Annotated in this window: 21 protein-coding genes; 12 read left to right on the forward strand and 9 right to left on the reverse strand. The window is 69.9% G+C overall.

The window, feature by feature from the left end; genetic code table 11:
• Positions 1–90 precede the first annotated feature (90 nt).
• The 3 genes from C1M51_RS08630 (at position 91) to C1M51_RS08640 (ending at position 3,811) form a co-directional block, all read left to right on the forward strand.
• Complete coding sequence (locus C1M51_RS08630; RefSeq protein ID WP_129449095.1) at positions 91–1,014, forward strand: hydrogen peroxide-inducible genes activator; 924 nt, start codon at positions 91–93, stop codon at positions 1,012–1,014.
• Between the two features lie 102 nt (positions 1,015–1,116).
• Positions 1,117–3,264 carry a catalase/peroxidase HPI gene (gene katG / locus C1M51_RS08635; protein ID WP_129449097.1) on the forward strand — a complete coding sequence of 716 codons (2,148 nt, stop codon included), beginning with the start codon at positions 1,117–1,119 and terminating at the stop codon, positions 3,262–3,264.
• Positions 3,265–3,313: 49 nt separating this feature from the next.
• Positions 3,314–3,811 carry a Dps family protein gene (locus C1M51_RS08640; protein ID WP_011831314.1) on the forward strand — a complete coding sequence of 166 codons (498 nt, stop codon included), beginning with the start codon at positions 3,314–3,316 and terminating at the stop codon, positions 3,809–3,811.
• A 22-nt stretch (positions 3,812–3,833) separates the two neighbouring features.
• Here C1M51_RS08640 and C1M51_RS08645 read toward each other — a convergent pair whose 3' ends face one another.
• The gene (locus C1M51_RS08645) at positions 3,834–5,441 is read right to left on the reverse strand and encodes a phospholipase D family protein (RefSeq protein ID WP_129449099.1); all 1,608 of its coding nucleotides are present in this window, start codon (positions 5,439–5,441) and stop codon (positions 3,834–3,836) included.
• A gap of 52 nt (positions 5,442–5,493) precedes the next feature.
• On the opposite strand from C1M51_RS08645, the gene ubiA reads away from it, so the two are divergent.
• The 3 genes from ubiA (at position 5,494) to C1M51_RS08660 (ending at position 8,066) form a co-directional block, all read left to right on the forward strand.
• Positions 5,494–6,414 (forward strand): 4-hydroxybenzoate octaprenyltransferase, encoded by a 921-nt coding sequence (ubiA, locus tag C1M51_RS08650; protein WP_129449101.1) that lies wholly within the window; start codon positions 5,494–5,496, stop codon positions 6,412–6,414.
• Between the two features lie 140 nt (positions 6,415–6,554).
• Complete coding sequence (locus C1M51_RS08655; RefSeq protein WP_129449103.1) at positions 6,555–7,328, forward strand: hypothetical protein; 774 nt, start codon at positions 6,555–6,557, stop codon at positions 7,326–7,328.
• Between the two features lie 27 nt (positions 7,329–7,355).
• A complete protein-coding gene (locus C1M51_RS08660; RefSeq protein WP_129449104.1) occupies positions 7,356–8,066 on the forward strand; it encodes a hypothetical protein in 711 nt (236 codons plus the stop codon).
• A 153-nt stretch (positions 8,067–8,219) separates the two neighbouring features.
• Here C1M51_RS08660 and C1M51_RS08665 read toward each other — a convergent pair whose 3' ends face one another.
• The 3 genes from C1M51_RS08665 to C1M51_RS08675 all read right to left on the reverse strand — a co-directional run bounded on the left by C1M51_RS08665 (position 8,220) and on the right by C1M51_RS08675 (position 13,660).
• Complete coding sequence (locus tag C1M51_RS08665; protein WP_129449106.1) at positions 8,220–9,521, reverse strand: Glu/Leu/Phe/Val dehydrogenase; 1,302 nt, start codon at positions 9,519–9,521, stop codon at positions 8,220–8,222.
• A gap of 161 nt (positions 9,522–9,682) precedes the next feature.
• Complete coding sequence (gene proC, locus C1M51_RS08670) at positions 9,683–10,504, reverse strand: pyrroline-5-carboxylate reductase (RefSeq protein ID WP_129449108.1); 822 nt, start codon at positions 10,502–10,504, stop codon at positions 9,683–9,685.
• Positions 10,505–10,576: 72 nt separating this feature from the next.
• The gene (locus C1M51_RS08675; protein ID WP_129449110.1) at positions 10,577–13,660 is read right to left on the reverse strand and encodes an L-glutamate gamma-semialdehyde dehydrogenase; all 3,084 of its coding nucleotides are present in this window, start codon (positions 13,658–13,660) and stop codon (positions 10,577–10,579) included.
• A 90-nt stretch (positions 13,661–13,750) separates the two neighbouring features.
• Here C1M51_RS08675 and C1M51_RS08680 point away from each other — a divergent pair, with 90 nt between their 5' ends.
• The gene (locus C1M51_RS08680) at positions 13,751–14,296 is read left to right on the forward strand and encodes an Lrp/AsnC ligand binding domain-containing protein (RefSeq protein WP_242500007.1); all 546 of its coding nucleotides are present in this window, start codon (positions 13,751–13,753) and stop codon (positions 14,294–14,296) included.
• An 18-nt stretch (positions 14,297–14,314) separates the two neighbouring features.
• Here C1M51_RS08680 and C1M51_RS08685 read toward each other — a convergent pair whose 3' ends face one another.
• The 4 genes from C1M51_RS08685 to ada are packed head-to-tail and all read right to left on the reverse strand — an operon-like array spanning position 14,315 to position 17,353.
• Positions 14,315–14,782 carry a hypothetical protein gene (locus C1M51_RS08685; RefSeq protein WP_129449111.1) on the reverse strand — a complete coding sequence of 156 codons (468 nt, stop codon included), beginning with the start codon at positions 14,780–14,782 and terminating at the stop codon, positions 14,315–14,317.
• The gene (alkB, locus tag C1M51_RS08690; protein WP_129449113.1) at positions 14,779–15,501 is read right to left on the reverse strand and encodes a DNA oxidative demethylase AlkB; all 723 of its coding nucleotides are present in this window, start codon (positions 15,499–15,501) and stop codon (positions 14,779–14,781) included. Before alkB ends, C1M51_RS08685 begins: the two co-directional genes overlap by 4 nt.
• A gap of 11 nt (positions 15,502–15,512) precedes the next feature.
• Positions 15,513–16,265, reverse strand: coding sequence for a 2OG-Fe(II) oxygenase (locus tag C1M51_RS08695; RefSeq protein ID WP_129449114.1), 753 nt, complete (start codon positions 16,263–16,265; stop codon positions 15,513–15,515).
• Positions 16,262–17,353 (reverse strand): bifunctional DNA-binding transcriptional regulator/O6-methylguanine-DNA methyltransferase Ada, encoded by a 1,092-nt coding sequence (gene ada, locus C1M51_RS08700; protein ID WP_207207822.1) that lies wholly within the window; start codon positions 17,351–17,353, stop codon positions 16,262–16,264. The genes C1M51_RS08695 and ada overlap by 4 nt, the downstream gene beginning before the upstream one ends.
• A gap of 283 nt (positions 17,354–17,636) precedes the next feature.
• On the opposite strand from ada, the gene C1M51_RS08705 reads away from it, so the two are divergent.
• The 5 genes from C1M51_RS08705 to C1M51_RS08725 are packed head-to-tail and all read left to right on the forward strand — an operon-like array spanning position 17,637 to position 22,308.
• Positions 17,637–18,410: an ABC transporter ATP-binding protein gene (locus C1M51_RS08705; protein WP_129449118.1), complete on the forward strand. Its 774-nt coding sequence runs from the start codon at positions 17,637–17,639 to the stop codon at positions 18,408–18,410.
• Positions 18,407–19,129 (forward strand): ABC transporter ATP-binding protein, encoded by a 723-nt coding sequence (locus C1M51_RS08710; RefSeq protein ID WP_129449120.1) that lies wholly within the window; start codon positions 18,407–18,409, stop codon positions 19,127–19,129. The genes C1M51_RS08705 and C1M51_RS08710 overlap by 4 nt, the downstream gene beginning before the upstream one ends.
• 50 nt (positions 19,130–19,179) lie before the next feature.
• Positions 19,180–20,403 (forward strand): ABC transporter substrate-binding protein, encoded by a 1,224-nt coding sequence (locus C1M51_RS08715; protein ID WP_129449121.1) that lies wholly within the window; start codon positions 19,180–19,182, stop codon positions 20,401–20,403.
• Positions 20,404–20,440: 37 nt separating this feature from the next.
• On the forward strand, positions 20,441–21,328 hold the full coding sequence (locus C1M51_RS08720; protein WP_129449123.1) for a branched-chain amino acid ABC transporter permease: 888 nt from the start codon (positions 20,441–20,443) through the stop codon (positions 21,326–21,328).
• A complete protein-coding gene (locus tag C1M51_RS08725; protein WP_129449125.1) occupies positions 21,325–22,308 on the forward strand; it encodes a branched-chain amino acid ABC transporter permease in 984 nt (327 codons plus the stop codon). Before C1M51_RS08720 ends, C1M51_RS08725 begins: the two co-directional genes overlap by 4 nt.
• Positions 22,309–22,314: 6 nt before the next feature.
• On the opposite strand, the gene C1M51_RS08730 is transcribed toward C1M51_RS08725, so the two are convergent.
• Positions 22,315–23,031 (reverse strand): YggS family pyridoxal phosphate-dependent enzyme, encoded by a 717-nt coding sequence (locus C1M51_RS08730; RefSeq protein ID WP_129449127.1) that lies wholly within the window; start codon positions 23,029–23,031, stop codon positions 22,315–22,317.
• Positions 23,032–23,077: the final 46 nt, after the last annotated feature.

A 23,077-nucleotide genomic window follows, 5' to 3' on the forward strand; every position in this document is an offset into this window, starting at 1 on the left:
CGATCGACGTTAGCACGGCCTGCGCGGCAGCGCGCTCGCCATCGGGTTCGAAAAGCCCGCAGAATCCGCTCCAAGGCTGGGAACCCGGAAATGACACTGACCGAACTGCGCTACATCGTGGCCGTCGCCCGCGAGCGCCACTTCGGCCGCGCGGCCGAGGCCTGCTTCGTCTCGCAGCCGACGCTCAGCGTCGCGATCAAGAAGCTCGAGGACGAGCTCGACGTCAAGATCTTCGAGCGCGGCAGCAACGAGATCTCCACCACGCCGCTGGGCGAGGAGATCGTGCGCCAGGCGCAGGCGGTGATCGAGCAGGCCGCGGCGATCAAGGAGATCGCCAAGCGCGGCCAGGACCCGCTGGCCGGCGCGCTGCGGTTGGGCATCATCTACACGATCGGGCCCTACCTGCTGCCCGACCTGGTGAAGCACGCGATCGACATGTTCCCGCAGATGCCGCTGATGCTGCAGGAGAACTTCACCGTCAAGCTGCTCGACATGCTGCGCACCGGCGAACTCGACGCGGCCATCATGGCCGAGCCCTTCCCCGACACCGGCCTGGCCATCGCGCCGCTCTACGACGAGCCCTTCGTCGTCGCCTGCCCCGCCACCCATCCGCTGGCCAAACGCGAGAGCGTCTCGTCGGAGGAGCTGAAGAAGGAGACGATGCTGCTGCTCGGCACCGGCCACTGCTTCCGCGACCACGTGCTCGAGGTGTGCCCGGAGTTCGCGCGCTTCTCGAGCGACGCCGAGGGCATCCGCAAGAGCTTCGAGGGCTCATCGCTCGAGACCATCAAGCACATGGTCGCCTCCGGCATGGGCGTCACCGTGGTGCCGCAGCTCAGCGTGCCGAAGGAACCGCAGCCGCACCTGCGCTATGTGCCCTTCAGCGCGCCGCTGCCGACGCGCCGCGTGGTGCTCGCATGGCGGCGCACCTTCACGCGCTACGAGGCCATCGCCGCGCTGCGCAACGCCATCTACGCCTGTGAACTATCGGGCGTCACCCGTCTGACCGCCTGAGCGCCCGCGGCTATCGCCGCCATTGCCGCACCGTCATTGATCGGGCGGGATGCGCCTCCTAAACTGGCCGCGAAACATCGTGGACAACCTCTGGAGACTTGCATGGCGACCGAATCGAAGTGCCCGTTCAACCACGCCGCGGGCGGCGGCACGACCAACCAGGACTGGTGGCCCGCTCAGTTGCGGCTGGAACTGCTGACCCAGCACTCGAGCAAGTCCGACCCGCTGGGTACCGGCTTCGATTACGCCGAAGAGTTCAAGAAGCTCGACTACTTCGCGCTCAAGAAGGACCTGCTGGCGCTGATGACCGACTCGCAGGACTGGTGGCCGGCCGACTTCGGCCACTACGGTCCGCAGTTCGTGCGCATGGCCTGGCACGCCGCCGGCACCTACCGCACGGCCGACGGCCGTGGCGGCGGCGGCCGCGGACAGCAGCGCTTCGCGCCGCTCAACAGCTGGCCCGACAACGTGAACATCGACAAGTCGCGCCGCCTGCTGTGGCCGATCAAGCAGAAGTACGGCCAGCGTATCAGCTGGGCCGACCTGCTGATCCTGACCGGCAACGTGGCGCTGGAATCGATGGGCTTCCGCACGTTCGGCTTCGCCGGCGGCCGAGAGGACGTGTGGGAACCCGACAACGACGTGAACTGGGGCAGCGAGGCCACCTGGCTGGCCACCGACAAGCGCTTCACCGGCGACCGTGATCTCGACCAGCCGCTGGCCGCCACCCACATGGGGCTGATCTACGTGAACCCCGAGGGCCCCAACGCCAGCGGCGATCCGCTCGCCGCCGCCAAGGACATCCGCGCGACCTTCGGCCGCATGGCGATGGACGACGAGGAGATCGTGGCGCTGATCGCCGGCGGCCACACCTTCGGCAAGGCGCACGGCGCCGCGCCCGAATCGCACAAGGGTCCCGAGCCCGAAGGCGCGCCGCTCGAGGCGCAGGGCCTGGGCTGGACCAGCAGCTTCGGCAGCGGCCACGGCAAGGACACCGTCTCCAGCGGACTGGAGGTCACCTGGACCACCACGCCGGCACGCTGGAGCAACGACTTCTTCGAGCACCTGTTCAAGTACGAGTGGGAGCTGACGCAGTCGCCCGCCGGCGCGAAGCAGTGGACGGCCAAGGATGCGCCGGAGATCATTCCCGACGCGCACGTCCCCGGCAAGAAGCTCAAGCCGACGATGCTGACCACCGACCTGACGCTGCGCGTCGACCCCGAGTTCGAGAAGATCTCGCGCCGTTTCCTCGACAATCCGCAGGGCTTCGCCGACGCCTTCGCGCGCGCCTGGTTCAAGCTCACCCACCGCGACATGGGCCCGAAGGTGCGCTACCTCGGCCCCGAGGTGCCGAAGGAAGAGCTGCTCTGGCAGGACCCGCTGCCCCCGGCCACGCTGCCGGCGCCGAATGCCGCCGACATCGCCGAGCTGAAGGCGAAGATCGCCGCATCGGGCCTGACGGTCGCACAGCTCGTGGCCACCGCCTGGGCCTCGGCCTCCACCTTCCGCGGCGGCGACAAGCGCGGCGGGGCCAACGGCGCGCGCCTCCGACTGGCGCCGCAGAAGGACTGGGAAGCCAACACGCCGGGCGAGCTGGCCAAGGTGCTGGCGACGCTGGAGACCCTCCAGAAGGCCTCGGGCAAGTTCTCGCTGGCCGACGTGATCGTGCTGGCCGGCGGCGTGGGCGTGGAGCAGGCCGCCAAGGCGGCGGGTGTCGGCATCGAGGTGCCGTTCGCCCCCGGCCGCGTGGACGCCACGCAGGAGCAGACCGACGTCGAGTCCTTCGCCTTCCTGGAACCGGTGGCCGACGGCTTCCGCAACTACTTCAAGGGCCCGGGCAGCGTGCCGGTGGAGCACCTGCTGGTCGACAAGGCGCAGCTGCTCACGCTCACCGCTCCCGAGATGACGGTGCTGGTCGGCGGGCTGCGCGTGCTGGGCGCCAACGCCGGCGGCAGCCGCCACGGCGTGTTCACCGACCGGCCGGGCGTGCTGACCCCGGACTTCTTCGTCCACCTGCTCGACATGGGCACGGTGTGGCAACCGGCCAACGGCGTGTACGAGGGCAAGGACCGCCAGACCGGCCGACTGAAGTGGACCGCGACGCGGGTGGACCTGGCGTTCGGCTCCAACGCCGTGCTGCGCGCGCTGGCCGAGGTGTACGCCAGCGCCGACGCCCCGACCAAGTTCGTGCACGACTTCGTGGCCGCGTGGACCAAGGTCATGAACCTGGACCGCTACGACCTGGCCTGACCCGGCGGCTACAGTTCCAGCCATTCCCATTGACCCAGGAGCACGCACGATGGCCAAGACCCGTACCGCCACGCCGCCGGTGAACATCGGCATCTCGGAGAAGGATCGCGCGGCGATCGCCAAGGGGCTCAACGCCCTGCTGGCGGACACCTACACGCTCTACCTCACGACCCACAACTTCCACTGGAACGTGACGGGGCCGATGTTCAACACGCTGCACACCATGTTCATGACGCAGTACACCGAGCTGTGGAACGCGGTCGACCCGGTGGCCGAGCGCATCCGCGCGCTGGGCTTCCCGGCCGCCGGCAGCTACGGCCAGTTCGGCAAGCTCAGCTCGCTGAAGGACGCGCCGGCCGAGCCGCCGAAGGCGATGGACATGGTGCGCATCCTCGTCGAGGGCCACGAGGCCGTGGCCCGCACCGCGCGCGGCATCTTCCCGCTGGCCGACAAGGCCTCCGACGAGCCGACCGCCGACCTGCTGACGCAGCGCCTCACGGTGCACGAGCAGGCGGCCTGGATGCTGCGCTCGCTGCTCGAGGAGTAGGCAACACGCGCCGACGGGGGCGCTACAGCAACCCGTCGATCGGCAGCCACGACAGCAGCCACACCCACAGCCGCGTGAGCCAGCCGGCCTCGGGCTCCTCGGTCAGCTCGATCGGCTGGCCTTCGGGCGTGAGGCCTTGCCAGCGCAGCGCATCGGGGCCGCGGTCGGGGTCGCGCGTCACCTGCCAGGCCTGGCGCGGCACTTCGGTGTCGAACGCTTGGCCGATGCGCTGCGCGAGGCCCGGGTGCTCGAGCAATACGCCGATCTCGGTGTTGAGCCAGGCCGAGCGCGGATCGAAGTTGAAGGAGCCGATGAACACGCGCTCGCCGTCGACGGCGAAGGTCTTGGCGTGCAGGCTCGCGCGCGACGAACCCAGGCCCAGCAGCCGCCCGCGCGCGCGACCTTCGGGCGCCGGGACGGGCCGCAGTTCGTAGAGCTCCACGCCGCCGTCGAGCAGCGCCGGGCGATACGGTGCATAGCCGGCGTGCACCGCAGAGACATCCGTCGCGGCCAGCGAGTTGGTCAGCACGCGCAGCCGCACGCCTCGGTCGTGCAGCGCGGCGAACGCGGCCACGCCGTCGTCGGTGGGCACGAAGTAGGGCGACACGATGTCGATGCTGCGGTCGGCATTGCCCAGCGTGCGCGCGAGCCGCGGCAGCATCAGCTCGCTCTCGCCGGCCTGCTTGAGCACCTTGTCGGGCGGGTCGACGAACAGCGTGGAGCGGCCCCAGACGAAGTCGGCCGCCTGCGGCCCGCGCTCGCGCCAGCGCTCGACGCGCGGACGTTCGCGCAGGTCCTTCGCGTAGGCGCTGGCCTCGTCGAGCGCCGCCTGCTGCTCGGGCGTGAGCGGCCGGTCGTTGCCGGGCAACAGCAGCGACCGCCGCGGGTAGGCCGAGGCGCTGTTCCAGTAGGCGTCGAAGGACGCCGAGACCTCGCCGACGATCGGCCCGACCGCGAGCACGTCGAGGTCGGCGAACTCCATGTCGGCCGCGGCGCCGAAGTACTCGTCGCCGACATTGCGGCCGCCGAGGATGGTGACCACGCCGTCGGCATTGAACGTCTTGTTGTGCATGCGCCGGTGCAGGCGCGAGAAGTCGGTGGCCAGGTCCCACGCGCGGCCCAGGCCACGGTGCGGGTAGGGGTTGAAGAAGCGCACCTCGGCGCCCGGGTGGGCATCGAGCTGCGACAGCAGCCCGTCGAGCGTGGGGCTGCCGTTGCCGTCGTCGAGCAGCAGGCGCACCCGCACGCCGCGCTCGGCCGCCGCCTGCAGGCGGCTCAGCAGCCAGCGGCCGGTGCGGTCGCTGCGCCAGATGTAGGTCTGGATGTCGAGGCTGCTGCCGGCGCGATCGAGCAGCCAGACGCGCGCGGCGAAGGCGTCGAGCCCGCTGTCGAGCGGCACGAAGCCGGAGCGGCCGGGATGCGCCTGGACCAGCGGCGCGACCTGGGTGACCAGCGCCCCGGCGGTCGCCGCGGGCAACGCGGCCTCGTCCGGCAACGGCGGCCGCGACGGCAGCGAGGAGCAGCCCGCCAGCCCGAGCAAGGCCTGCAGCATCGACAGCAGCAACACCACCACCAGCGCCGTACGGTGACGATGGCGCGAGTTCGACAGGTCTGGCGCGGGCGAGGACATGGCGGCGGCTTCGCACTGATGGTGCCATGCCCGCGCCCTACACTCGCGCCCGATGTCCACGCCACCCACTCCCCCAAGGCCGCCGTCGCGGCTGGCGCTCTACCGGCACCTGATCCGCTGGGACCGGCCGGCCGGCTGGCTGCTGCTGCTGTGGCCGACGCTCGGCGCGCTGTGGCTCGCTGCGGGCGGCTTCCCGGGCTGGCACCTGCTGGCGGTGTGCACCATCGGCACGGTGCTGATGCGCAGCGCCGGCTGCTGCGTCAACGACGTCGCCGATTGCGAGTTCGACCGCCACGTGAAGCGCACCGCCGAGCGGCCGGTGACGCGCGGCGCGGTGTCGGTGAAGGAAGCGCTGGCGGTCGGCGCGGTGCTGGCGCTGGCAGCTTTTGGGCTGGTGCTGACCACCAATGCGCTGACCATCGCCCTGTCGTTCGCGGCGCTCGCGATCACGCTCGCCTACCCCTACGCGAAGCGCTTCGTGTCGATGCCACAGGCGGTGCTGGGCGTAGCCTTCAGCTTCGGCATCCCGATGGCCTTCAGCGCGGTGCGCGGTGGCAACGCGTGGGACCTGGCCGCGCTGAACGCGGCCGTGCCGTGGTGGGCCTGGGGCCTGCTGATCGGCAACCTGTTCTGGGTGCTGGCCTACGACACCGAGTACGCGATGGTCGACCGCGACGATGACCTCCGGATCGGCATCAAGACCTCCGCCATCACGCTGGGCCGCCACGACGTGGCGGCGGTGATGGGCTTCTATGCGCTCTACCTGCTGGTCTGGGCCGGCATCGGCTTCTGGCAGGGCCTCGGCGTGCCCTTCACCATCGGTCTGGCCGCCGCGGCGGTGCAGGTGGCCTGGCACCACACGCTGATCCGGGACCGCAGCCGCGATGGCTGTTTCAAGGCCTTCAGGCTGAACCACTGGGTGGGGTTTGCGGTGTTTGCGGGGATTGCGGTGGATCTGACGTGGCGTGCGTGACGCGTTGAGTTGGGTGATCTGACGCGGCCTCGGTACTTGCATGGGCTCGCGGCATGAGGACTTGTGGGAACGAGCGATTGACGTATGTTGACCGCACCCGATAGCGTCGCTGTGTCCAAACCTAGCTAGGTGCCACTCGCATGCGAACTGAAGAGGCCGTTGCGATCATCGACAAAGCTGCCGCAAACAGTGCGCTGGTGCTCATGCGGCGAGAGCTTCTGAGCTTCACCGTGAAGGTCTTCTCAGAAGTCGGAGAAGAACTGCATGTAGTTGGGCACATCTTTGGCCCCGACAGGACCAATGGAGCTTCACCTGGCGGGCACGGTAACGATGAGATCGTCGCAGTATCTTTGCTCTTACGCATAGCAGGTCAACTTACTTCGGCCAGTTCCGACCTTTTCGCGGACGGCCGGCACTATGCAGCGGCAGCGCTGCTTCGACAAATGGTTGAAATCGAATACCTAGCTTGGGCGTTTCAAACCCGCGACAAGGACGGAGCAAGGTGGTTGAGAAGCGACGCCGCCGAACGGCGATCGTTCTTTACGCCGGCCAAGCTACGAAAGGCAGCTAACGGGAAGTTTCGCGGCGAAGATTACGGGCATCACTGCGAGTTCGGTGGTCACCCCGTGCCTGGTTCGGCTGTACTTCTGCAAGACAGCCAAGTTTTGAGCCAACTGCTGGTTGCAGATCTTCTCGGCCATACTGGTCGAATCTGGGATCACCTCGTTGCATGGGCGGCGGGCAATGAGTGGGCAGTCCCAATTAGTTCGCGGCAGAATTCAATGTTGTCTCGGTATGTCGCCTGGAAGAACGCTGATGGCCTTGCCTCACTTCCGTCACCGGGGACGCCTGATCATTCCATCGAGAGGACTCGCGCTGGCAAACCGAGTCGGTCCTCTCATTTCAAGCGATAAGCCGCAAACTCCATCCAGGAGACCAGAGTGAAGGCGAAGCTTCGTGTAGATGTCCCGCATGCGTTCGTCGCCAAAGGCGCCGATCTTGGGAAGATCTGGCAACTCTTTGCAGCGGATGGCATGAAGCTTTCGGCGACTGTGCGCTGCAAAGACGACATCGTCCGTGAGTTCACGTCGCTCGACGAACTGTTGGCCTATGAGAATCCTGTACGCGCAGCCATGCTTTCAATTGAGATCTCCGCTCGCTCATCCGATTGGGAGAGTTCAGCCGAGGTAACGTTGGGCGGCAAGTATCGAAGCCCCATGTCTCTGTCCCTCGGCGGCGAAGAGGCGCTCATTACAAAGTGGCAGTCGAGCCTCGCAGACACACTTGATGGAATGCGATCTTGGTATTCGCGGATTGCGACCCTTGATTTGTTCTATGTAGCTATGCCGCTGTTTGTGGTGCTGATGTTTTCGTTGCAGGTGTCTGATGCACCAGCCGCACCCAAGTCAGCCGTGACTTTCCAGCGAACTTTGTATTTGACAGTATTAGCGCTCGGACTTATGGCTCTTGTCTACTTCATTGGCTCCGCCATCTCCAGGCTGCGGGCGCGTTTCTTTCCGGTAGCCACATTTGCCGTTGGTCAGGGTATCGCTCGCCATGCCTTTGGCGAACAGATTCGATGGGTTGTGATCATTGGGTTTGTCATAAGCGTCCTAGCTTCGCTATTCGTCACACCAATACTTGCGATCTAACCCCATCATTCATCCGTACGCGTTGCCCAGCACGTACGCGTGCTTCTTCAGCAACAACGACACGCGCAAACACAACTGGCGGCGATCGCCGCATCGCTCTGCTCGAACACTCGCGCGCTCAGACCGGCGCCACTCGGCGCCCGCCGCGCCACCTCAGGGATACAACCCTCGCTCCTCGCGCGCAGTGAGAATCCGCTCGCACGCCACCGCAAAGGTCGCGGTGCGCAAGGTGATCTTGTGGGTGTCCGCGGTGTCCCAGATACGCCGCAGCGCGTCGACCATGATCTTGTCGAGCCGCACGTTGATCTCGTCCTCGGTCCAGAAGAAGGACGAGAAGTCCTGCACCCACTCGAAGTAGCTGACGGTCACGCCGCCGGCGTTGCAGATGACGTCGGGCACCACCAGCACGCCGCGGTCGCGCAGGATGTCGTCGGCCTCGGGCACCGTGGGGCCATTGGCGCCTTCGAGCACCAGCTTGGCCTTGATGCGCGCGGCACGTTCGGCGCTGATCACGCCCTCCAGCGCTGCGGGGATCAGGATGTCGGCCTTCACGTCCCAGAACGATTCGCCGTCCATCGCCTCGGCGCCCTTGAAGCCGCCCACGCCGCCCACCTGCTTCACATAGGGCACCAGCTCGGCCAGGTCGAGCCCCTGGTCGTTGAAGATGGTGCCGGTGTGGTCCTGCGCCGCGACGATCTTCGCGCCGGCCTGCGCGAACAACTCGGCCGCGGAGCCGCCCACGTTGCCGAAGCCCTGCACCGCCACGCGCGCGCCGTCGAGGCTCAGGCCCAGCCGGCGGGCCGCCTCGCGGCCGGTGACGAACACGCCGCGGCCGGTGGCCTTCACGCGGCCCAGCGAGCCGCCCAGGTGGATGGGCTTGCCGGTGACGACGCCGGTCGCGGTGGCGCCGGTGTTCATCGAGTAGGTGTCCATCATCCAGGCCATGATCTGGCCGTTGGTGTTGACGTCGGGCGCCGGGATGTCGCGCTGCGGGCCGATGATGATGCCGATCTCGCTGGTGTAGCGGCGCGTCATCTTCTCCAGCTCCTTCTGGGAGAGCTGCTTGGGGTCGACGCGGATGCCGCCCTTGGCGCCGCCGTAGGGCAGGTTGACCGCGGCGCACTTCACCGTCATCCAGGCCGACAGCGCCATCACCTCTTCCAGCGTCACGTCGGGGTGGTAGCGCACGCCGCCCTTGCCGGGGCCGCGGCTCAGGTTGTGCTGCACGCGGAAGCCCTCGAAGTGGCGCACCGAGCCGTCGTCCATCTCGATCGGCACGTCGACGATCAGCGCGCGCTTCGGGCGCTTCAGCGTCTCGGCCCATTTGCCCAGGTGGCCGAGGTAGGGGATCACGCGGTCGACCTGCGACAGGTAGGTGCCCCAGGGGCTGGTCGGCGACGGCGAGACGTAGGAAAGGAAGGAACTCGACTGCTTGGAATCGGTCTTGGCGCTCATGCTTGTCCTTGTGGGGTCGGGATGACGCCGCGTTCGTGGCGCGGCCACAAGACTGTAGGCGCCACCGCACCGCTGCGCCTACCGGGTTGATGCCGGGTTTGCATGCCTGCCGCGGGCGGCGTTCATCGACATGCGCCCCTCGCCCAGCCCTCTCCCCGGGCTCAGCCGCCGAACTCGTCGCCCAGCTCGACCGCGCGGCGCTGCGCCGCACGAACAGCGCGCACGATCGCCGCGGGCACGCCGTCGGCCTGCATCGCGACGAGCGCCGCGTGCGTGGTGCCGCCGCGCGAGGTGACGCGCTCGCGCAGCACCGACGGCGGCTCGGCGCTCTGCGCGGCCAGCGCGGTGGCGCCGGAGAAGGTGCCGAGCGCCAGCGCGCGGCCCTGCTCGGGGGTCAGGCCCATGTCGCGCGCGGCTTCCATCAGCGCCTCGATGAACAGGAACACGTAGGCCGGGCCGGAGCCCGACAGCGCGGTCACGGCGTCGAGGTCGGCCTCGCGGTCGACCCACAGCGTGGCGCCGGTGGGCGCCAGCAGCGCCTCCACGCTGCTGCGCTGGCCGGCGTCGACCTCGGGCCGCGCGTACAGCCCGGCGATGCCCTGGCCGATCAGCGCCGGCGTGTTGGGCATCGCGCGCACCACGCAGCGGTTGCCGGTGGCGGCGACGATGGCGTCGGTGCGGATGCCCGCCATGACGCTGAGCTGGGCGGCCTCGCCCACGTGCGGCGCGCAGGGCGCGGCCGCCTCGCGGAAGAGCTGGGGCTTGACGGCCCACACCACCAGGCCGGCGTCGGCCAGCGCCGGCGTCGCCTGCTCGGCGGCGACGACGCCGAAGGTCTGCTTCAGGCGCTCGCGCTGCTCGGCCCAGGGTTCGACGACCAAGATCTCGTGCGCATGCACGCCGCTGCGCAGCAGGCCGCCGATCAGCGCGCTGGCCATGTTGCCGCCGCCGATGAAGGCGATGGGAGAGGACAGGTGGTTCATCGGCAACTCCAGGGACGGGATTTCGATCGGAGTTCGAGTCTAGCCAGCCGGGCGCGTTCCGCGCCGCGCGGCTCAGTGTGCGCCGGCCAGCAGCGCGGCGTTGCCGCCGGCCGCCGCGGTGTTGACGGTCACCACCTGCTCGGCACAGAAGCGGTACAGGTAGAGCGGCCCGCCGGCCTTCGGGCCGGTGCCGCTGAGGCCCTCGCCGCCGAACGGCTGCACGCCGACCACCGCGCCGATCATGTTGCGGTTGACGTAGACGTTACCGACGCGCGCCGCGTGCGCGATGCGCTGCGCGCGCGAGTCGATGCGCGTCTGCACACCGAGCGTGAGGCCGTAGCCCAGCGCATTGATCTGCCCGACCAGCGCCTCCACATCGGCCGCGCCGCCGCGCGCGGCGGTACCGGGGCCCCAGCGCACGACGTGCAGCACCGGGCCGAACACCTCCTGGCGCAGATCGGCCACGCGCGCCAGTTCGTAGGCGCAGGGGGCGATGTGCTGCGCACCGGCCGGCCCGTCGGGCAGCGCGCGGCGCGCCAGCAGTGTGGCCTCGCGGTCGAGCCGCTCGAGCTGGCGCGTGAGGCCGGCGTGCGCCTCGGCGTCGATCACCGGGCCGACGTCGGTGGCCAGGTCGGCCGGGTCGCCGACCGCCAGCTCCTGCAGCGCGCCGCCGATCATCGCGATCACGCCGTCGGCCACGCCCTCGTGCACGCACAGCAGGCGCAGCGCCGAGCAGCGCTGGCCGGCGGAGCGGAAGGCGCTCTGCACCACGGCGTCGGCCACCTGCTCGGGCAGCGCGCTGCTGTCGACCACCATCGCGTTGAGGCCGCCGGTCTCGGCGATCAGCGGGACGATGGCGCCGTCCTTCGCGGCGAGCGTGCGCTGGATGAGCTTGGCCACCTGCGTGGAGCCGGTGAAGCACACGCCCGCGGTCAGCGGGTGCGCCACCAGCGCGGCGCCCACCGTCTCGCCCGGGCCGTGCAGCAGGGCCAGCGCGTCCGGCGGCACGCCGGCTGCCTGCAGCAGCCCGACGAAGCGCTGCGCGACCGCCGGTGTCTGCTCGGCCGGCTTGGCGGCCACGCTGTTGCCGGCCACCAGCGCGGCGACCACCTGGCCCGCGAAGATGGCGAGCGGGAAGTTCCACGGGCTGATGCAGACGAACACGCCGCGGCCGTGCAGGTGCAGCGTGTTCGATTCGCCGGTCGGGCCCGGCAGCTCGCGCGGGCCGAGGGTGTCGCGCGCCTGCACGGCGTAGTAGCGGCAGAAGTCGACCGCCTCGCGCACTTCGGCCACGCAGTCGCCCAGCGTCTTGTGCGCTTCCTTCACGAGCAATCCGCACCAGACGGGCAGTTCGGCCTCCAACCGGTCGGCGGCGCGCAGCAGCACGGCGGCGCGCTCGGCCAGCGGCGTGTCGTTCCAGGCCACCTGGCCGGCGTGCAGGCGGCGCATCGTCGCGTCGATCTCCGACACCGGCGTCTCGGCCACCGCGGGCACGCGGGTGGCCGCCACCGCGGCCAGCAGCGGCGCGCGCTCAGCGGCGATGCTCAGGTCGACGCCCCGCGCGTTGCGCCGCGCGCTGCCGTAGAGCTGCAGCGGCGACGGCTGGCCCGGCTCGGGCGCGGCCTGCAGCGGCGACGCAAGCAGTGCGTCGACATCGACCTGCGGGTCGGCCAGCTGGTGCACGAAGGACGAGTTGGCACCGTTCTCCAGCAGGCGGCGCACCAGGTAGGCCAGCAGGTCGCGGTGCTCGCCGACCGGCGCGTAGACCCGCACCGGCAGGCCCCCCGCTTGAGCGGGGGGAGCGGGGGGTGTGGTCGTCATCTCACCCGCAGGGGGAGGTGTGTACCGCGACACCTCGCGGTACACACCCTCCCCCATGCCGTGCAGTCGTTGCAGCTCGAAAGGCGTGCCGTGCACGCGCGCCATCTGCACGATGGCCGCGACGGTGCCGGCGTTGTGCGTGGCGAACTGCGGGTAGATCACGTCGGCGTGGTCGAGCAGCGCCTTCGCGCACGCGAGGTAGGAGATGTCGGTGTGGTGCTTATGGGTGAACACCGGATAGGCGGCCAGGCCCAGCTCCTGCGCGCGCTTGATCTCGCCGTCCCAGTAGGCGCCCTTGACCAGCCGCACCATGAAGCGCAGGCCGTGGTGGCGGGCGATGCGCGCGACCTCGTGGACGCATTCCTCTGCACGCGTCTGGTAGGCCTGGATCGCGAGGCCGAAGCCGCGCCAGTGCGGGTGGCACGCGGCGATGTGCGCGGCGGCCGCATCGATCAGCTCGAGCGAGAGTTCGAGCCGGTCGCTCTCCTCGGCGTCCACGGTGAGGTTGAGGTCGGCCGCCGCGGCGTCGTCGATCAGGCCCAGCACGCGCGGCAGCAGTTCGGCGATGACGCGTGCCCGCTGCGCATCTTCGTAGCGCGGGAACAGCGCCGACAGCTTGATCGAGATGCCGTCGTTGGCTTCCGGGCCGGCGCCCGCCACGGCGGTGGCCGCGATCGCCGCGATGGCGTCGCGGTAGGAGCGCAGGTAGCGCTGCGCATCGTGCGCGGTGCGGGCGCCCTCGCCCAGCATGTCGAAGCTGAAGCGCAGTTGCGGCTGGGCCTTGCGCTGAGTGCGGGCCTCGTCCAGCGCTTCGCCGATCGACTGGCCGAGCACGAACTGCCGGCCCAGCAGCTGGATGGCGCGCACCGTCGCCGCCACCACGGTCTGCGCGCCCAGGCGCTGCAGCAGGCCGGGCGGGTGCTCGCCGTTGGGCAGGAACTTCTTGGACAGCGCGATCGCGCTGGCCGACAGGCTGGCCAGCATTCGGTGCGGGCCGTCGCCGGCCGCGGCGGTGTCGAAATCGGCGCGGCCCAGCTGGTCGGCAGTCAGCGCGATCGCGGTCGCGGCGTCGGGCACGCGCAGCAGCGCCTCGGCCAGCCGCATCAGCGCCAGGCCCTCGGCGCTGGAGATCGGGTACTCGCGCAGCAGCGACTCCATGGCCCAGAACGGCGCGGGCTCGTCTCGCACCGCCTGCACCCAGGGGCGCGCGAGCGCCTGCACGCCGGCCCAGTCGAGCGCGCCGGCCAGTGCGGCCAGCCGGGCCTGGAGGACGGACGCCTCGTCGCGCAGCGGCGACGGCAGGCGGGCGGCGGGCGTGGCGGTGGGCAGCGGCATGGCAGACCTCGATCGGCGGGGACCGGCTGCCCCGTTGGCCGCCGTTCCTGTTAGCGTAAGCCCGTCCTTGCCGAATGATTCACCAAGCTCATGCCTTCCAGCCGAACAAAATCCAGCACGAAGCCCAAGGGCGCCCGCGCGACGGCGGCGGTCGCCGAGCCACCGCCGCGGGCCATCGAGGGCCTGGACCGCACCGACCAGCGCATCCTGCGCGTGCTGCAGCGCGACGGCCGCATCACCAACCTGGAGCTCGCGCAGCAGGTGCACCTGTCGCCGACGGCCGTGCTGGAGCGGGTGAAGCGGCTCACGCGCGACGGCGTGATCCTCGGCTACGAGGCGCGCCTGAATCCGGCGCGGCTGGGCGCGGCGATGCTGGTGTTCATCGAGGTGATGCTGGACCGCACGGCCCCCGATGTGATGGAGAGCTTCCGGGCCGCGGTGCAGGTGCGCCCCGAGATCCTGGAATGCCACCTGGTGGCCGGCGGCTTCGACTACCTGATCAAGACGCGCGTGGCCGACATGGCGGCCTACCGCGAGATGCTGGCCAGCGTGATCTGGGCGCTGCCCGGCGTGCGCGAGACGCGCACCTACGCGGTGATGGAGGAAGTGAAGAACACCACGGCACTGGCGATCTGATCGCGCCAGCCGGCGCCGTCAAGGGCAGGGGCCGACCGGCGTGGCGGTGACGCGCTGGAAGAAGGTCATGTTCTTGCCGCCCAGGCGCACGTTCATCCGGCCGACCAGAGCGCCGTCCGTGCCGAACTGCCAGCGCGCGTCGCCGGTGGTGCCGTGCCCGCCGCTGCAGCGCAGCCGGTAGGCGTCGTCGCTGAGCTTGTCGAGCGTGCAGTCCTGCAGCGACACGTCCTGCAGCATCCAGAACACCGTCGACAGGTCGTCCGCCGCGAGGCAGCGCTGCTCGCTGCGCACCGCGTAGCGCAGGTTCTCTTCGAGGTGGGGCATGCCGGTCTCGGTGCTCACCTCGTACAGCCGGCGCGGCGCCTGGAGGGCCGTGCCATCCGCAGGAGCATCAGCCTCGGCGCCGACTGCGGGCGCGCCGGCAACCCCCAGGCCGCCGAGCCCGGCCAGCAGGCAGCGACGCAGCACCGTCGTCAAGATCGTCATGGACACTCCTTGCGGCCCTTCGGCGCGCGCCCGGCGAACGGCCCGCCCGCGCGCCGGAAGGTGAGGTTGATGCGGCAGCGGCCCGTCAGCGCGTGCGCGCCGCCGTCCTTCAATGCCAGCACGCCGTGGTAGCGCAGCCGCGACGGGCCGCCCCACACCACCACGTCGCCGTGCACCAGCGGCACGCGCGCCGTCGGATCGCTGCGCTTCGCACCGCCGAACAGGAAGACCGCCGGCAGGCCCAGCGACACCGAGACGATGGGGGCACGGAAGTCGCGCTCGTTGCGGTCCTGGTGCAACGTGAGCCGGGCGCCGGGTTCGTAGCGGTTGATCAGGCAGGCGTCGGGCTCGAAGCCGTCGAAGCCGGCCTGCGCCGCGGCATGCGCGGCCAGTTCGCCGAAGGCACGCGGCATCGGCGGCCAGGGCCGCCCGCTGTCGGGGTCGACGGCGTCGTAGCGGTAGCCGGTGGCGTCGCTGAGCCAGCCGAGCGCGCCGCAGTTGCTCATCGCGACCGACATGCGAAAACCGCCGGGCGTGACCAGGTGGCGAAACGGCGCCTGCGCCACCACCGCCTGCACGTCGGCCACCAATGCCGCCGCCTGCGCGGCCGCACCGCCGTGCCACACGAGCGCGCCGGGACCGAGCGGCTCGGTCCACGGCGTCACGCCCGGTCCGCCGGCGGCGGCGACGTCGAACAGGTCCGGCGTGGCACTACTCATCGCCACGTCCGTCAGGCCGCGTCGTGGAAGATCACGCCGGCGGTGTGGCGCTGCCCGGACCGCACCCGGCTGACGCCGTGGCGCAGCCGCACGCGGTAGCTGCCGCGCGTGCCCTGCACCGGCCGCTCGTGGACGGCGATCACCGCGGCGTCGCCCTGGCGCAGCGGCAGCACCATCGGCCGCGACTGCATGCGTGGGCGCTGCTCGGTCATCACGAACTCGCCGCCCTCGAAATCGCGCCCGGGTTCGGAGAGCAGCAGCACCACCTGCAGCGGGAACACGTGCTCGCCGTAGAGATCCTGGTGCAGGCAGTTGTAGTCGCCCTCGCCGTACTGCAGCAGCAGCGGCGTGGGCCGGGTCTGGCCGGCGGCATGGCAGCGCGCGATGAACTCGGCATGCCGCAACGGGAAGCGCGCAGCCACGCCCATCGCCGCGTGCCAGCGGTTGGCGATCGGCACCAGGTGCGGATAGAAGCCGCCGCGCAGGATCGCGACGAGCGCCGGCAGCGGGTGGGCGAAGTAGCGGTACTCGCCGCGCCCGAAGCCGTGGCGGGCCATCACCACGCGGCTGCGGAAGGCCGCGTCGTCCGCGTACAGCCCCGCCAGTGCGCGGCATTCTGCAGGCATGAGCAGGCGATCGATCTGGGCGTGGCCTTGCGCGTCGAGATCGCGGGCCAGCTGCGGCCAGTCGGCCGCGGCGATACGCGCCTCCAGGCTCGCGGCGGCCTCCGGCGCCGCAGCGCCGACGGTCTGGAGCACGGTCATGGCGTGCTCGCCTCCCGCTCCAGCGCCAGCAACTGGCGCTTGCGCTCCACGCCCCAGCGGTAGCCCGACAGCGCGCCGTCGCTGCGCACCACGCGGTGGCAAGGAATGGCCACCGCCAGCGCGTTGGCGGCGCAGGCCTGCGCCACCGCGCGCACCGCCGTCGGCGCACCGATGCGCGCGGCGACCTCGGTGTAGCTGGCGGTGCGCCCGGGCGGGATGTCACGCAATGCCTGCCACACGCGCTGCTGGAAGGCGGTGCCGCGCACGTCGAGCGGCAGGTCCAGGCCGAGACCCGGTGCCTCGACGAAGCCCACCACGCGGGCCACCCAGTCCTCGAAGTCGGCCTCGCCGCCGATCAGGCGGGCCTGGGGGAAGCGGTCCTGCAGGTCGTGCGCCAGCGCATCCGGGTCATCGCCGAGCAGGATCGCGCAGATGCCGCGCTCGCTCTGTGCCACGAGGATGGCGCCCAGCGAGCACTGGCCGATCGCGAAGCGGATCGCCGTGCCCGCGCCGCCGGCGCGGTAGCGCGTGGCCGTCATGCCGAGCACCCCGTCGGCCGTCTCGTAGTAGCGGCCGCCGGAGTTGAAGCCGGCGTCGTAGATGGCGTCGGTCACCGTGCCGCCGCTGCGGCCGAGCGCCTCGCGCAGGCGCCGCGCCCGGTGCGCGGTGGCATAGGCCCTCGGCGTGAGGCCGGTGACCGCCTTGAACACGCGGTGCAGGTGGTAGGGGCTGAGGCCGGCGCGCCGGGCCAGGTCGGCGAGCGGGGGGACCGCGTCCGCGGTCTCGATGTAGCGGCACAGTTCGGCGACCCGGGCCGCCTGCAGCGCGGCCGCCGGCAGCTGGTCGGGCTTGCAGCGCAGGCAGGGCCGGAAGCCGGCCGCGCGTGCGGCCTCGGCGGTGTCGTGGAAGGCCACGTTCTCGGGGCGGGCCGGTCGCGCGGCGCAGCTCGGGCGGCAGTAGACGCCGGTCGTGCGCACCGAATAGAAGAAGCGGCCATCGGCGGCGCCGTCGCGCGCCACGACGGCGGCCCAGCGCGGGTCGTTCACGGTGGCGGCGGCCCGTTGTTCGTTCTGGGTGCTCATGTTCATGATCGTCCGTCAGGATGTGCGTGGGTCGATGCGGTGACTGTAGGCATCGGTCCGGCCCGTGGCACTCCGTGTCTTGCTGCCGAATTGGAATCCTTCCCGGACGTCGGCGTGCGGGCAGGGCCGATCGTCACGCAGGTGACAAGCCGATGACGACCGCGCACCGGCCTGGGGCTTGCGTGGCCGTGTGCACGGCCGAGCGTTGCGCGAATCCACTTAAGGGGAACCCCGTCTATTGCAGCGCAACAGCGCTACTTAGAGTGCAAGCCTTCTTTCCTGTCCCCGCATGAGCGACATCATTCTCCAGACCCGCGAGTTGACGAAGGACTTCAAGGGGTTCACGGCGGTGGACCGCGTGGATCTGGCGGTGCAGCGAGGACACATCCATGCGCTGATCGGGCCCAATGGCGCGGGCAAGACCACCTGCTTCAACCTGCTCACGAAGTTCCTCGCGCCCAGCCGCGGCACGATCCACTTCAACGGCCATGACATCACCGCCGAGAAGCCCGCGCAGATCGCCCGCCGCGGCGTCATCCGCTCCTTCCAGATCTCCGCCGTCTTCCCCCACCTGAGCGTGCTGGAGAACGTGCGCATCGGCCTGCAGCGCTTCACCGGCACGTCCTTCCACTTCTGGAAGGGCCTGTCGGGGCTGCGCGCACTCGACGCCCGCGTGCTCGAGCTGCTGGAGCTGGTGGACCTGCGCGAGATGGCCGCGCTCAAGGCCGCCGACCTGCCCTACGGACGCAAGCGCGCGCTGGAGATCGCCACCACCATGGCCATGAGCCCCGAGCTCATGCTGCTCGACGAACCCACCCAGGGCATGGGCCACGAGGACGTCGAGCGCGTCACCGCGCTCATCAAGCGGGTGGCCGAAGGCCGCACCGTGCTGATGGTGGAGCACAACATGAAGGTGGTGGCCACCATCGCCGACCGCATCACCGTGCTGGCGCGCGGGGCCGTGCTGGCCGAAGGCGACTACGCCAGCGTCTCGCGCCACCCGGCCGTGCTGGAGGCCTATATGGGCAGCGACGCGGCCGAGTTGCAAGGAGCCCACGGATGAGCGGCACGCCTCCCCTGGCGCTGGAGATCAAGGGCCTGCAGGCCTGGTACGGCGAGAGCCATATCCTGCACGGCATCGACCTGGCGGTGCCGCGCGGGCAGGTGGTCACGCTGCTCGGGCGCAACGGCGCCGGGCGCACCACCACGCTGCGCGCCATCATGGGCCTGACGGGCAGCCGCAAGGGCTCGATCAAGGTGCACGGCCAGGAAGCCATCGCGCTGCCCACCCACCGCATCGCTCACCTCGGGCTGGGCTACTGCCCGGAGGAGCGCGGCATCTTCGCCTCGTTGAGCGCCGAGGAGAACCTGCTGCTGCCCCCGCGCCTGAAGGCCGGGCGGGGCAAGGCGATGGGCGAGGCCGAGATCTACGCCATGTTCCCCAACCTGGCCGAGCGGCGCGCCAGCCCGGGCACGCGGCTCTCGGGGGGCGAGCAGCAGATGCTGGCGGTGGCGCGCATCCTGCGCACCGGGGCCGACATCCTGCTGCTCGACGAGATCAGCGAGGGGCTGGCGCCGGTGATCGTGCAGGCGCTCGCGCGCATGATCACCGCGCTCAAGGCCCAGGGCTTCACCATCGTGATGGTGGAGCAGAACTTCCGCTTCGCCGCCCGCCTGGCCGACCAGTTCCATGTGGTCGAGCACGGCCGCGTCGCGCTGTCCTTTGCTGCCTCCGAGCTCGCGGCCCACCAGGCACGGCTCGATGAACTGCTCAGCGTCTGATCGCGACGCGCCTTCCGCTTCCTCTCATCCAACACCCTCAGGAGCCCCGCATGACCCTCGCTCGCTCGCGCACCGCACTCGCTGCCGCCGCCACCGCCGGCCTCCTCGCCGTCGGCGGCACGCCGGCACAGGCCCAGATCTCCGGGGACACGGTCAAGATCGGCTTCATTACCGACATGTCGGGCCTGTACGCCGACATCGACGGCCCCGGCGGCGTCGAGGCCATCAAGCTGGCCATCGGCGACATGAAGGGCACGGTTGCGGGCAAGAAGATCGAGCTCGTCTACGCCGATCACCAGAACAAGGCCGACGTGGCCGCCAGCAAGGCCCGCGAATGGTTCGACACCCAGGGCGTCGACATGCTCATCGGCGGCACCAACTCCGGCACCGCGCTGGCCATGACCAAGGTCGCGGCCGAGAAGAAGAAGCCCTTCATCGCCATCGGCGCCGGCACCTCGCGCATCTCGAACGAGGATTGCACGCCCTACTCGATCCACTATGCCTACGACACCGTGGCGCTGGCCAACGGTACCGGCAGCGCAGTCACCAAGGCGGGCGGCAAGTCCTGGTACTTCCTGACGGCCGACTATGCCTTCGGCCAGTCGCTGCAGAACGACACGAGCAACGTGGTGACGAAATCGGGCGGCCAGGTGCTCGGCAGCGTCAAGCATCCGCTGTCGGCCAGCGACTTCTCGTCCTTCCTGCTGCAGGCGCAGTCGAGCAAGGCGCAGATCCTGGGGCTGGCCAACGCCGGCGGCGACACCATCAACGCGATCAAGGCCGCCAACGAGTTCGGCATCACGAAGACGATGAAGCTGGCCGGCCTGCTGATGTTCATCAACGACATCCATTCGCTGGGCCTGAATGCGACCCAGGGCATGTACATGACCGACAGCTGGTACTGGAACCAGAGCCCGGAGGCGCGCACGTGGAGCCGCCGCTTCTTCGAGAAGATGAAGCGCATGCCGTCATCGATCCAGGCTGCCGACTACTCGGCAGCCATGCACTTCCTGAAGGCCGTCGAGGCTGCCAAGACCGACGACGGCGACAAGGTCATGGCACAGATGAAGGCCATGCCGATCAACGACTTCTACGCCAAGGGCAGCATCCGCAAGGAAGACGGGCGCGGCATCCACGACATGTTCCTGCTGCAGGTGAAGTCGCAGCAGGAGTCGACCGAGCCCTGGGACTACTTCAAGGTGGTCGAGAAGATCCCCGGCGAACAGGCCTTCACGAAGCTGGCCGACAGCAAGTGCCCGCTGGTGAAGAAGTGAGCGCGGCGCCGAGCCTGCGCCGAGGCGCCGATTCCCGATGAGCGACGTCTTCGGCATTCCCCTGCCCGCGCTGCTGGGGCAGCTGCTGCTGGGCCTGGTGAACGGCTCGTTCTACGCGATGCTGTCGCTGGGGCTGGCGGTGATCTTCGGCATGCTCAACATCATCAACTTCGCCCACGGGGCGCTGTACATGATGGGCGCCTTCCTGGCCTGGATGGGCCTGGAGTACCTGGGGCTGAACTACTGGGTCATGCTGCTGCTCGCGCCGCTGCTGGTGGGGGTGCTGGGCATCCTCATCGAGCGGCTGCTGCTGCAGTGGCTCTACAAGCTCGACCACCTCTACGGCCTGCTGCTGACCTTCGGCATCACCCTGGTGGCCGAGGGCATCTTCCGCTCCTTCTACGGCGTCTCCGGCCAACCCTACCCAGTGCCCTCGGCCCTCTCCGGGGCCACCAACCTGGGCTTCATGATCCTGCCCAACTACCGCGCCTGGGTCGTGCTGGCCTCCATCGTGGTCTGCCTGGCCGTGTGGGCCCTGATCGAGAAGACCTCGCTGGGCGCCACCCTGCGCGCGGGCACCGAGAACCCGCGCCTGGTACAGGCCTTCGGCATCAACGTGCCGCGCCTGGTCACGCTCACCTACGCCGGCGGCGTGGCGCTGGCAGCCTTCGCCGGCGTGCTGGCCGCCCCCATCATCCAGGTCTCTCCGCTGATGGGCTCCAACCTCATCATCACGGTCTTCGCCGTGGTCGTGATCGGCGGCATGGGCTCCATCCTGGGCTCCATCGTCACCGGCCTGGGCCTGGGCCTGATCGAGGGCCTCACCAAGGTGGTCTACCCCGAGGCCTCCAGCACCGTGGTGTTCGTCATCATGGCCATCGTGCTGCTGATCCGACCCGCCGGCCTGTTCGGAAAAGAGAAATGACGACCCAACGATCCCCGCTGCCCGGCTACGCGGCCCTGTTCATCGCGATCGCGCTGCTGCCGGCGCTGGGGGCCTACCCGATCTTCGTGATGAAGGTGCTGTGCTATGCGCTGTTCGCCTGCGCCTTCAACCTGCTGATCGGCTTCACCGGGCTGCTGTCCTTCGGCCACGCGGCCTTCCTGGGCGCGGCGGCCTACGGCGCCGGTCATGCGCTCAAGGTCTGGGGCTTCCCGGCCCCGCTGGGGCTGCTGTTCGGGGCGGCGGTGGCGGCGCTGGCCGGGCTGGCCTTCGGCTGGCTGGCGATCCGCCGCTCGGGGATCTACTTCTCGATGATCACGCTGGCGCTCGCGCAGATGCTGTTCTTCTTCTTCCTGCAGGCGCCCTTCACCGGCGGGGAGGACGGGCTGCAGTCGGTGCCGCGCGGGCGCTTCCTGGGGCTGGACCTGGGCAACGACCTGACGCTGTACTACGTGGTGCTGGCGATCTTCATCGCCGGTTTCTGGCTGATCTACCGCACGGTGCACTCGCCGTTCGGGCAGGTGCTGACCTCGATCCGGGAGAACGAGGCACGCGCCACCTCGCTGGGCTATGACGTGGAGCGCTTCAAGCTGGTGGCCTTCGTGCTGTCGGCCGCGCTGGCGGGGCTGGCCGGCGCGACCAAGACGCTGGTGCTGGGCTTCGCGACGCTGACCGACGCGGTGTGGACGACCTCGGGCGCGGTGATCCTGATGACGCTGGTGGGCGGCATGGGGACGATGGTGGGCCCGATGGTGGGCGCGCTGGTGATCGTGGCGCTGGAGAACAAGATCGGCGACGTGGGACGCGCGCTGGCCGAACTGACCGGGATCGCCTGGTTCAACGGCCTGGGCGAGGCGGTCACGCTGGTCACTGGCCTCATCTTCATCCTGTGCGTGCTCGCCTTCCGGCGTGGCATCGTCGGCGAGGCGGGTGCGATGCTGGCGCGCTGGCGCCGCGCCTGAGCGCCGTCACCCGGCGGCGGGCGGGTCACCCCCCGTCGACCGCCCGCCGAAGATCGCGGTGCCGACCCGCACGAGCGTCGCGCCCTCCAGCACCGCGGCCTCGAGGTCGGCGGTCATCCCCATGGACAGCGTGTCGAGCGCCAGGCCGCCCGCCTGCAGGCGTTCCAACAGTTCGCGCAGCGCACGGTGCGGCCGGCGCTGGGCGCTCAGATCACCGGCCGGCTCGGGAATCGCCATCAGCCCGCGCAGCCGCAGCCGCGGCAGCGCAGCGACCGCTCGCGCCACCCCCTCCACCTCGGCCGGCGCCAGACCGCTCTTGCTGGCTTCGCCGCTGGTGTTGACCTGCAGGCAGACCTGCAAGGGCGGCAGCGATGTCGGGCGTTGCTCGGACAGCCGCTGGGCGATCTTCAGGCGATCGACCGAGTGCACCCAGTCGAAGGACTCGGCCACCCCGCGCGTCTTGTTGCTCTGCAGCGGACCGATCAGGTGCCATTCGAGGCGGGCGCGAACGTCGGCCAGCGCGGCCATCTTGTCGAGCGCTTCCTGCACGTAGTTCTCGCCGAACCGCGTCTGCCCGGCCGCCAGCGCCTCGCGCACGATGTCGGCACCGAACGTCTTGCTGACCGCCAGCAGCGTGACGCTTGCCACGGGACGCCCCGCTGCGTCGCAGGCGCGTGCGATGCGCCCGCTCACTTCTTGTATCTTGCTCGCTATCGTCGCCATAATCCCTCGACCCTCTGCCGCATGGTGAGCGCTGCGCTCCCCACAC

Origin of the sequence: Methylibium sp. Pch-M (assembly GCF_004136295.1) — a bacterium.
Taxonomy (GTDB): Bacteria; Pseudomonadota; Gammaproteobacteria; order Burkholderiales; family Burkholderiaceae_C; genus Methylibium; species Methylibium petroleiphilum.

What these genes read in the sequence shown, in the direction of transcription:
- C1M51_RS08630 (WP_129449095.1), top strand. Translation starts at nt 91, where the DNA reads ATGACACTGACCGAACTGCGCTACATCGTGGCCGTCGCCCGCGAGCGC.
- katG (WP_129449097.1), top strand. Translation starts at nt 1,117, where the DNA reads ATGGCGACCGAATCGAAGTGCCCGTTCAACCACGCCGCGGGCGGCGGC.
- C1M51_RS08640 (WP_011831314.1), top strand. Translation starts at nt 3,314, where the DNA reads ATGGCCAAGACCCGTACCGCCACGCCGCCGGTGAACATCGGCATCTCG.
- C1M51_RS08645 (WP_129449099.1), bottom strand. Translation starts at nt 5,441, where the DNA reads ATGTCCTCGCCCGCGCCAGACCTGTCGAACTCGCGCCATCGTCACCGT.
- ubiA (WP_129449101.1), top strand. Translation starts at nt 5,494, where the DNA reads ATGTCCACGCCACCCACTCCCCCAAGGCCGCCGTCGCGGCTGGCGCTC.
- C1M51_RS08655 (WP_129449103.1), top strand. Translation starts at nt 6,555, where the DNA reads ATGCGAACTGAAGAGGCCGTTGCGATCATCGACAAAGCTGCCGCAAAC.
- C1M51_RS08665 (WP_129449106.1), bottom strand. Translation starts at nt 9,521, where the DNA reads ATGAGCGCCAAGACCGATTCCAAGCAGTCGAGTTCCTTCCTTTCCTAC.
- proC (WP_129449108.1), bottom strand. Translation starts at nt 10,504, where the DNA reads ATGAACCACCTGTCCTCTCCCATCGCCTTCATCGGCGGCGGCAACATG.
- C1M51_RS08675 (WP_129449110.1), bottom strand. Translation starts at nt 13,660, where the DNA reads ATGCCGCTGCCCACCGCCACGCCCGCCGCCCGCCTGCCGTCGCCGCTG.
- C1M51_RS08680 (WP_242500007.1), top strand. Translation starts at nt 13,751, where the DNA reads ATGCCTTCCAGCCGAACAAAATCCAGCACGAAGCCCAAGGGCGCCCGC.
- C1M51_RS08685 (WP_129449111.1), bottom strand. Translation starts at nt 14,782, where the DNA reads ATGACGATCTTGACGACGGTGCTGCGTCGCTGCCTGCTGGCCGGGCTC.
- alkB (WP_129449113.1), bottom strand. Translation starts at nt 15,501, where the DNA reads ATGAGTAGTGCCACGCCGGACCTGTTCGACGTCGCCGCCGCCGGCGGA.
- C1M51_RS08695 (WP_129449114.1), bottom strand. Translation starts at nt 16,265, where the DNA reads ATGACCGTGCTCCAGACCGTCGGCGCTGCGGCGCCGGAGGCCGCCGCG.
- ada (WP_207207822.1), bottom strand. Translation starts at nt 17,353, where the DNA reads ATGAACATGAGCACCCAGAACGAACAACGGGCCGCCGCCACCGTGAAC.
- C1M51_RS08705 (WP_129449118.1), top strand. Translation starts at nt 17,637, where the DNA reads ATGAGCGACATCATTCTCCAGACCCGCGAGTTGACGAAGGACTTCAAG.
- C1M51_RS08710 (WP_129449120.1), top strand. Translation starts at nt 18,407, where the DNA reads ATGAGCGGCACGCCTCCCCTGGCGCTGGAGATCAAGGGCCTGCAGGCC.
- C1M51_RS08715 (WP_129449121.1), top strand. Translation starts at nt 19,180, where the DNA reads ATGACCCTCGCTCGCTCGCGCACCGCACTCGCTGCCGCCGCCACCGCC.
- C1M51_RS08720 (WP_129449123.1), top strand. Translation starts at nt 20,441, where the DNA reads ATGAGCGACGTCTTCGGCATTCCCCTGCCCGCGCTGCTGGGGCAGCTG.
- C1M51_RS08725 (WP_129449125.1), top strand. Translation starts at nt 21,325, where the DNA reads ATGACGACCCAACGATCCCCGCTGCCCGGCTACGCGGCCCTGTTCATC.
- C1M51_RS08730 (WP_129449127.1), bottom strand. Translation starts at nt 23,031, where the DNA reads ATGGCGACGATAGCGAGCAAGATACAAGAAGTGAGCGGGCGCATCGCA.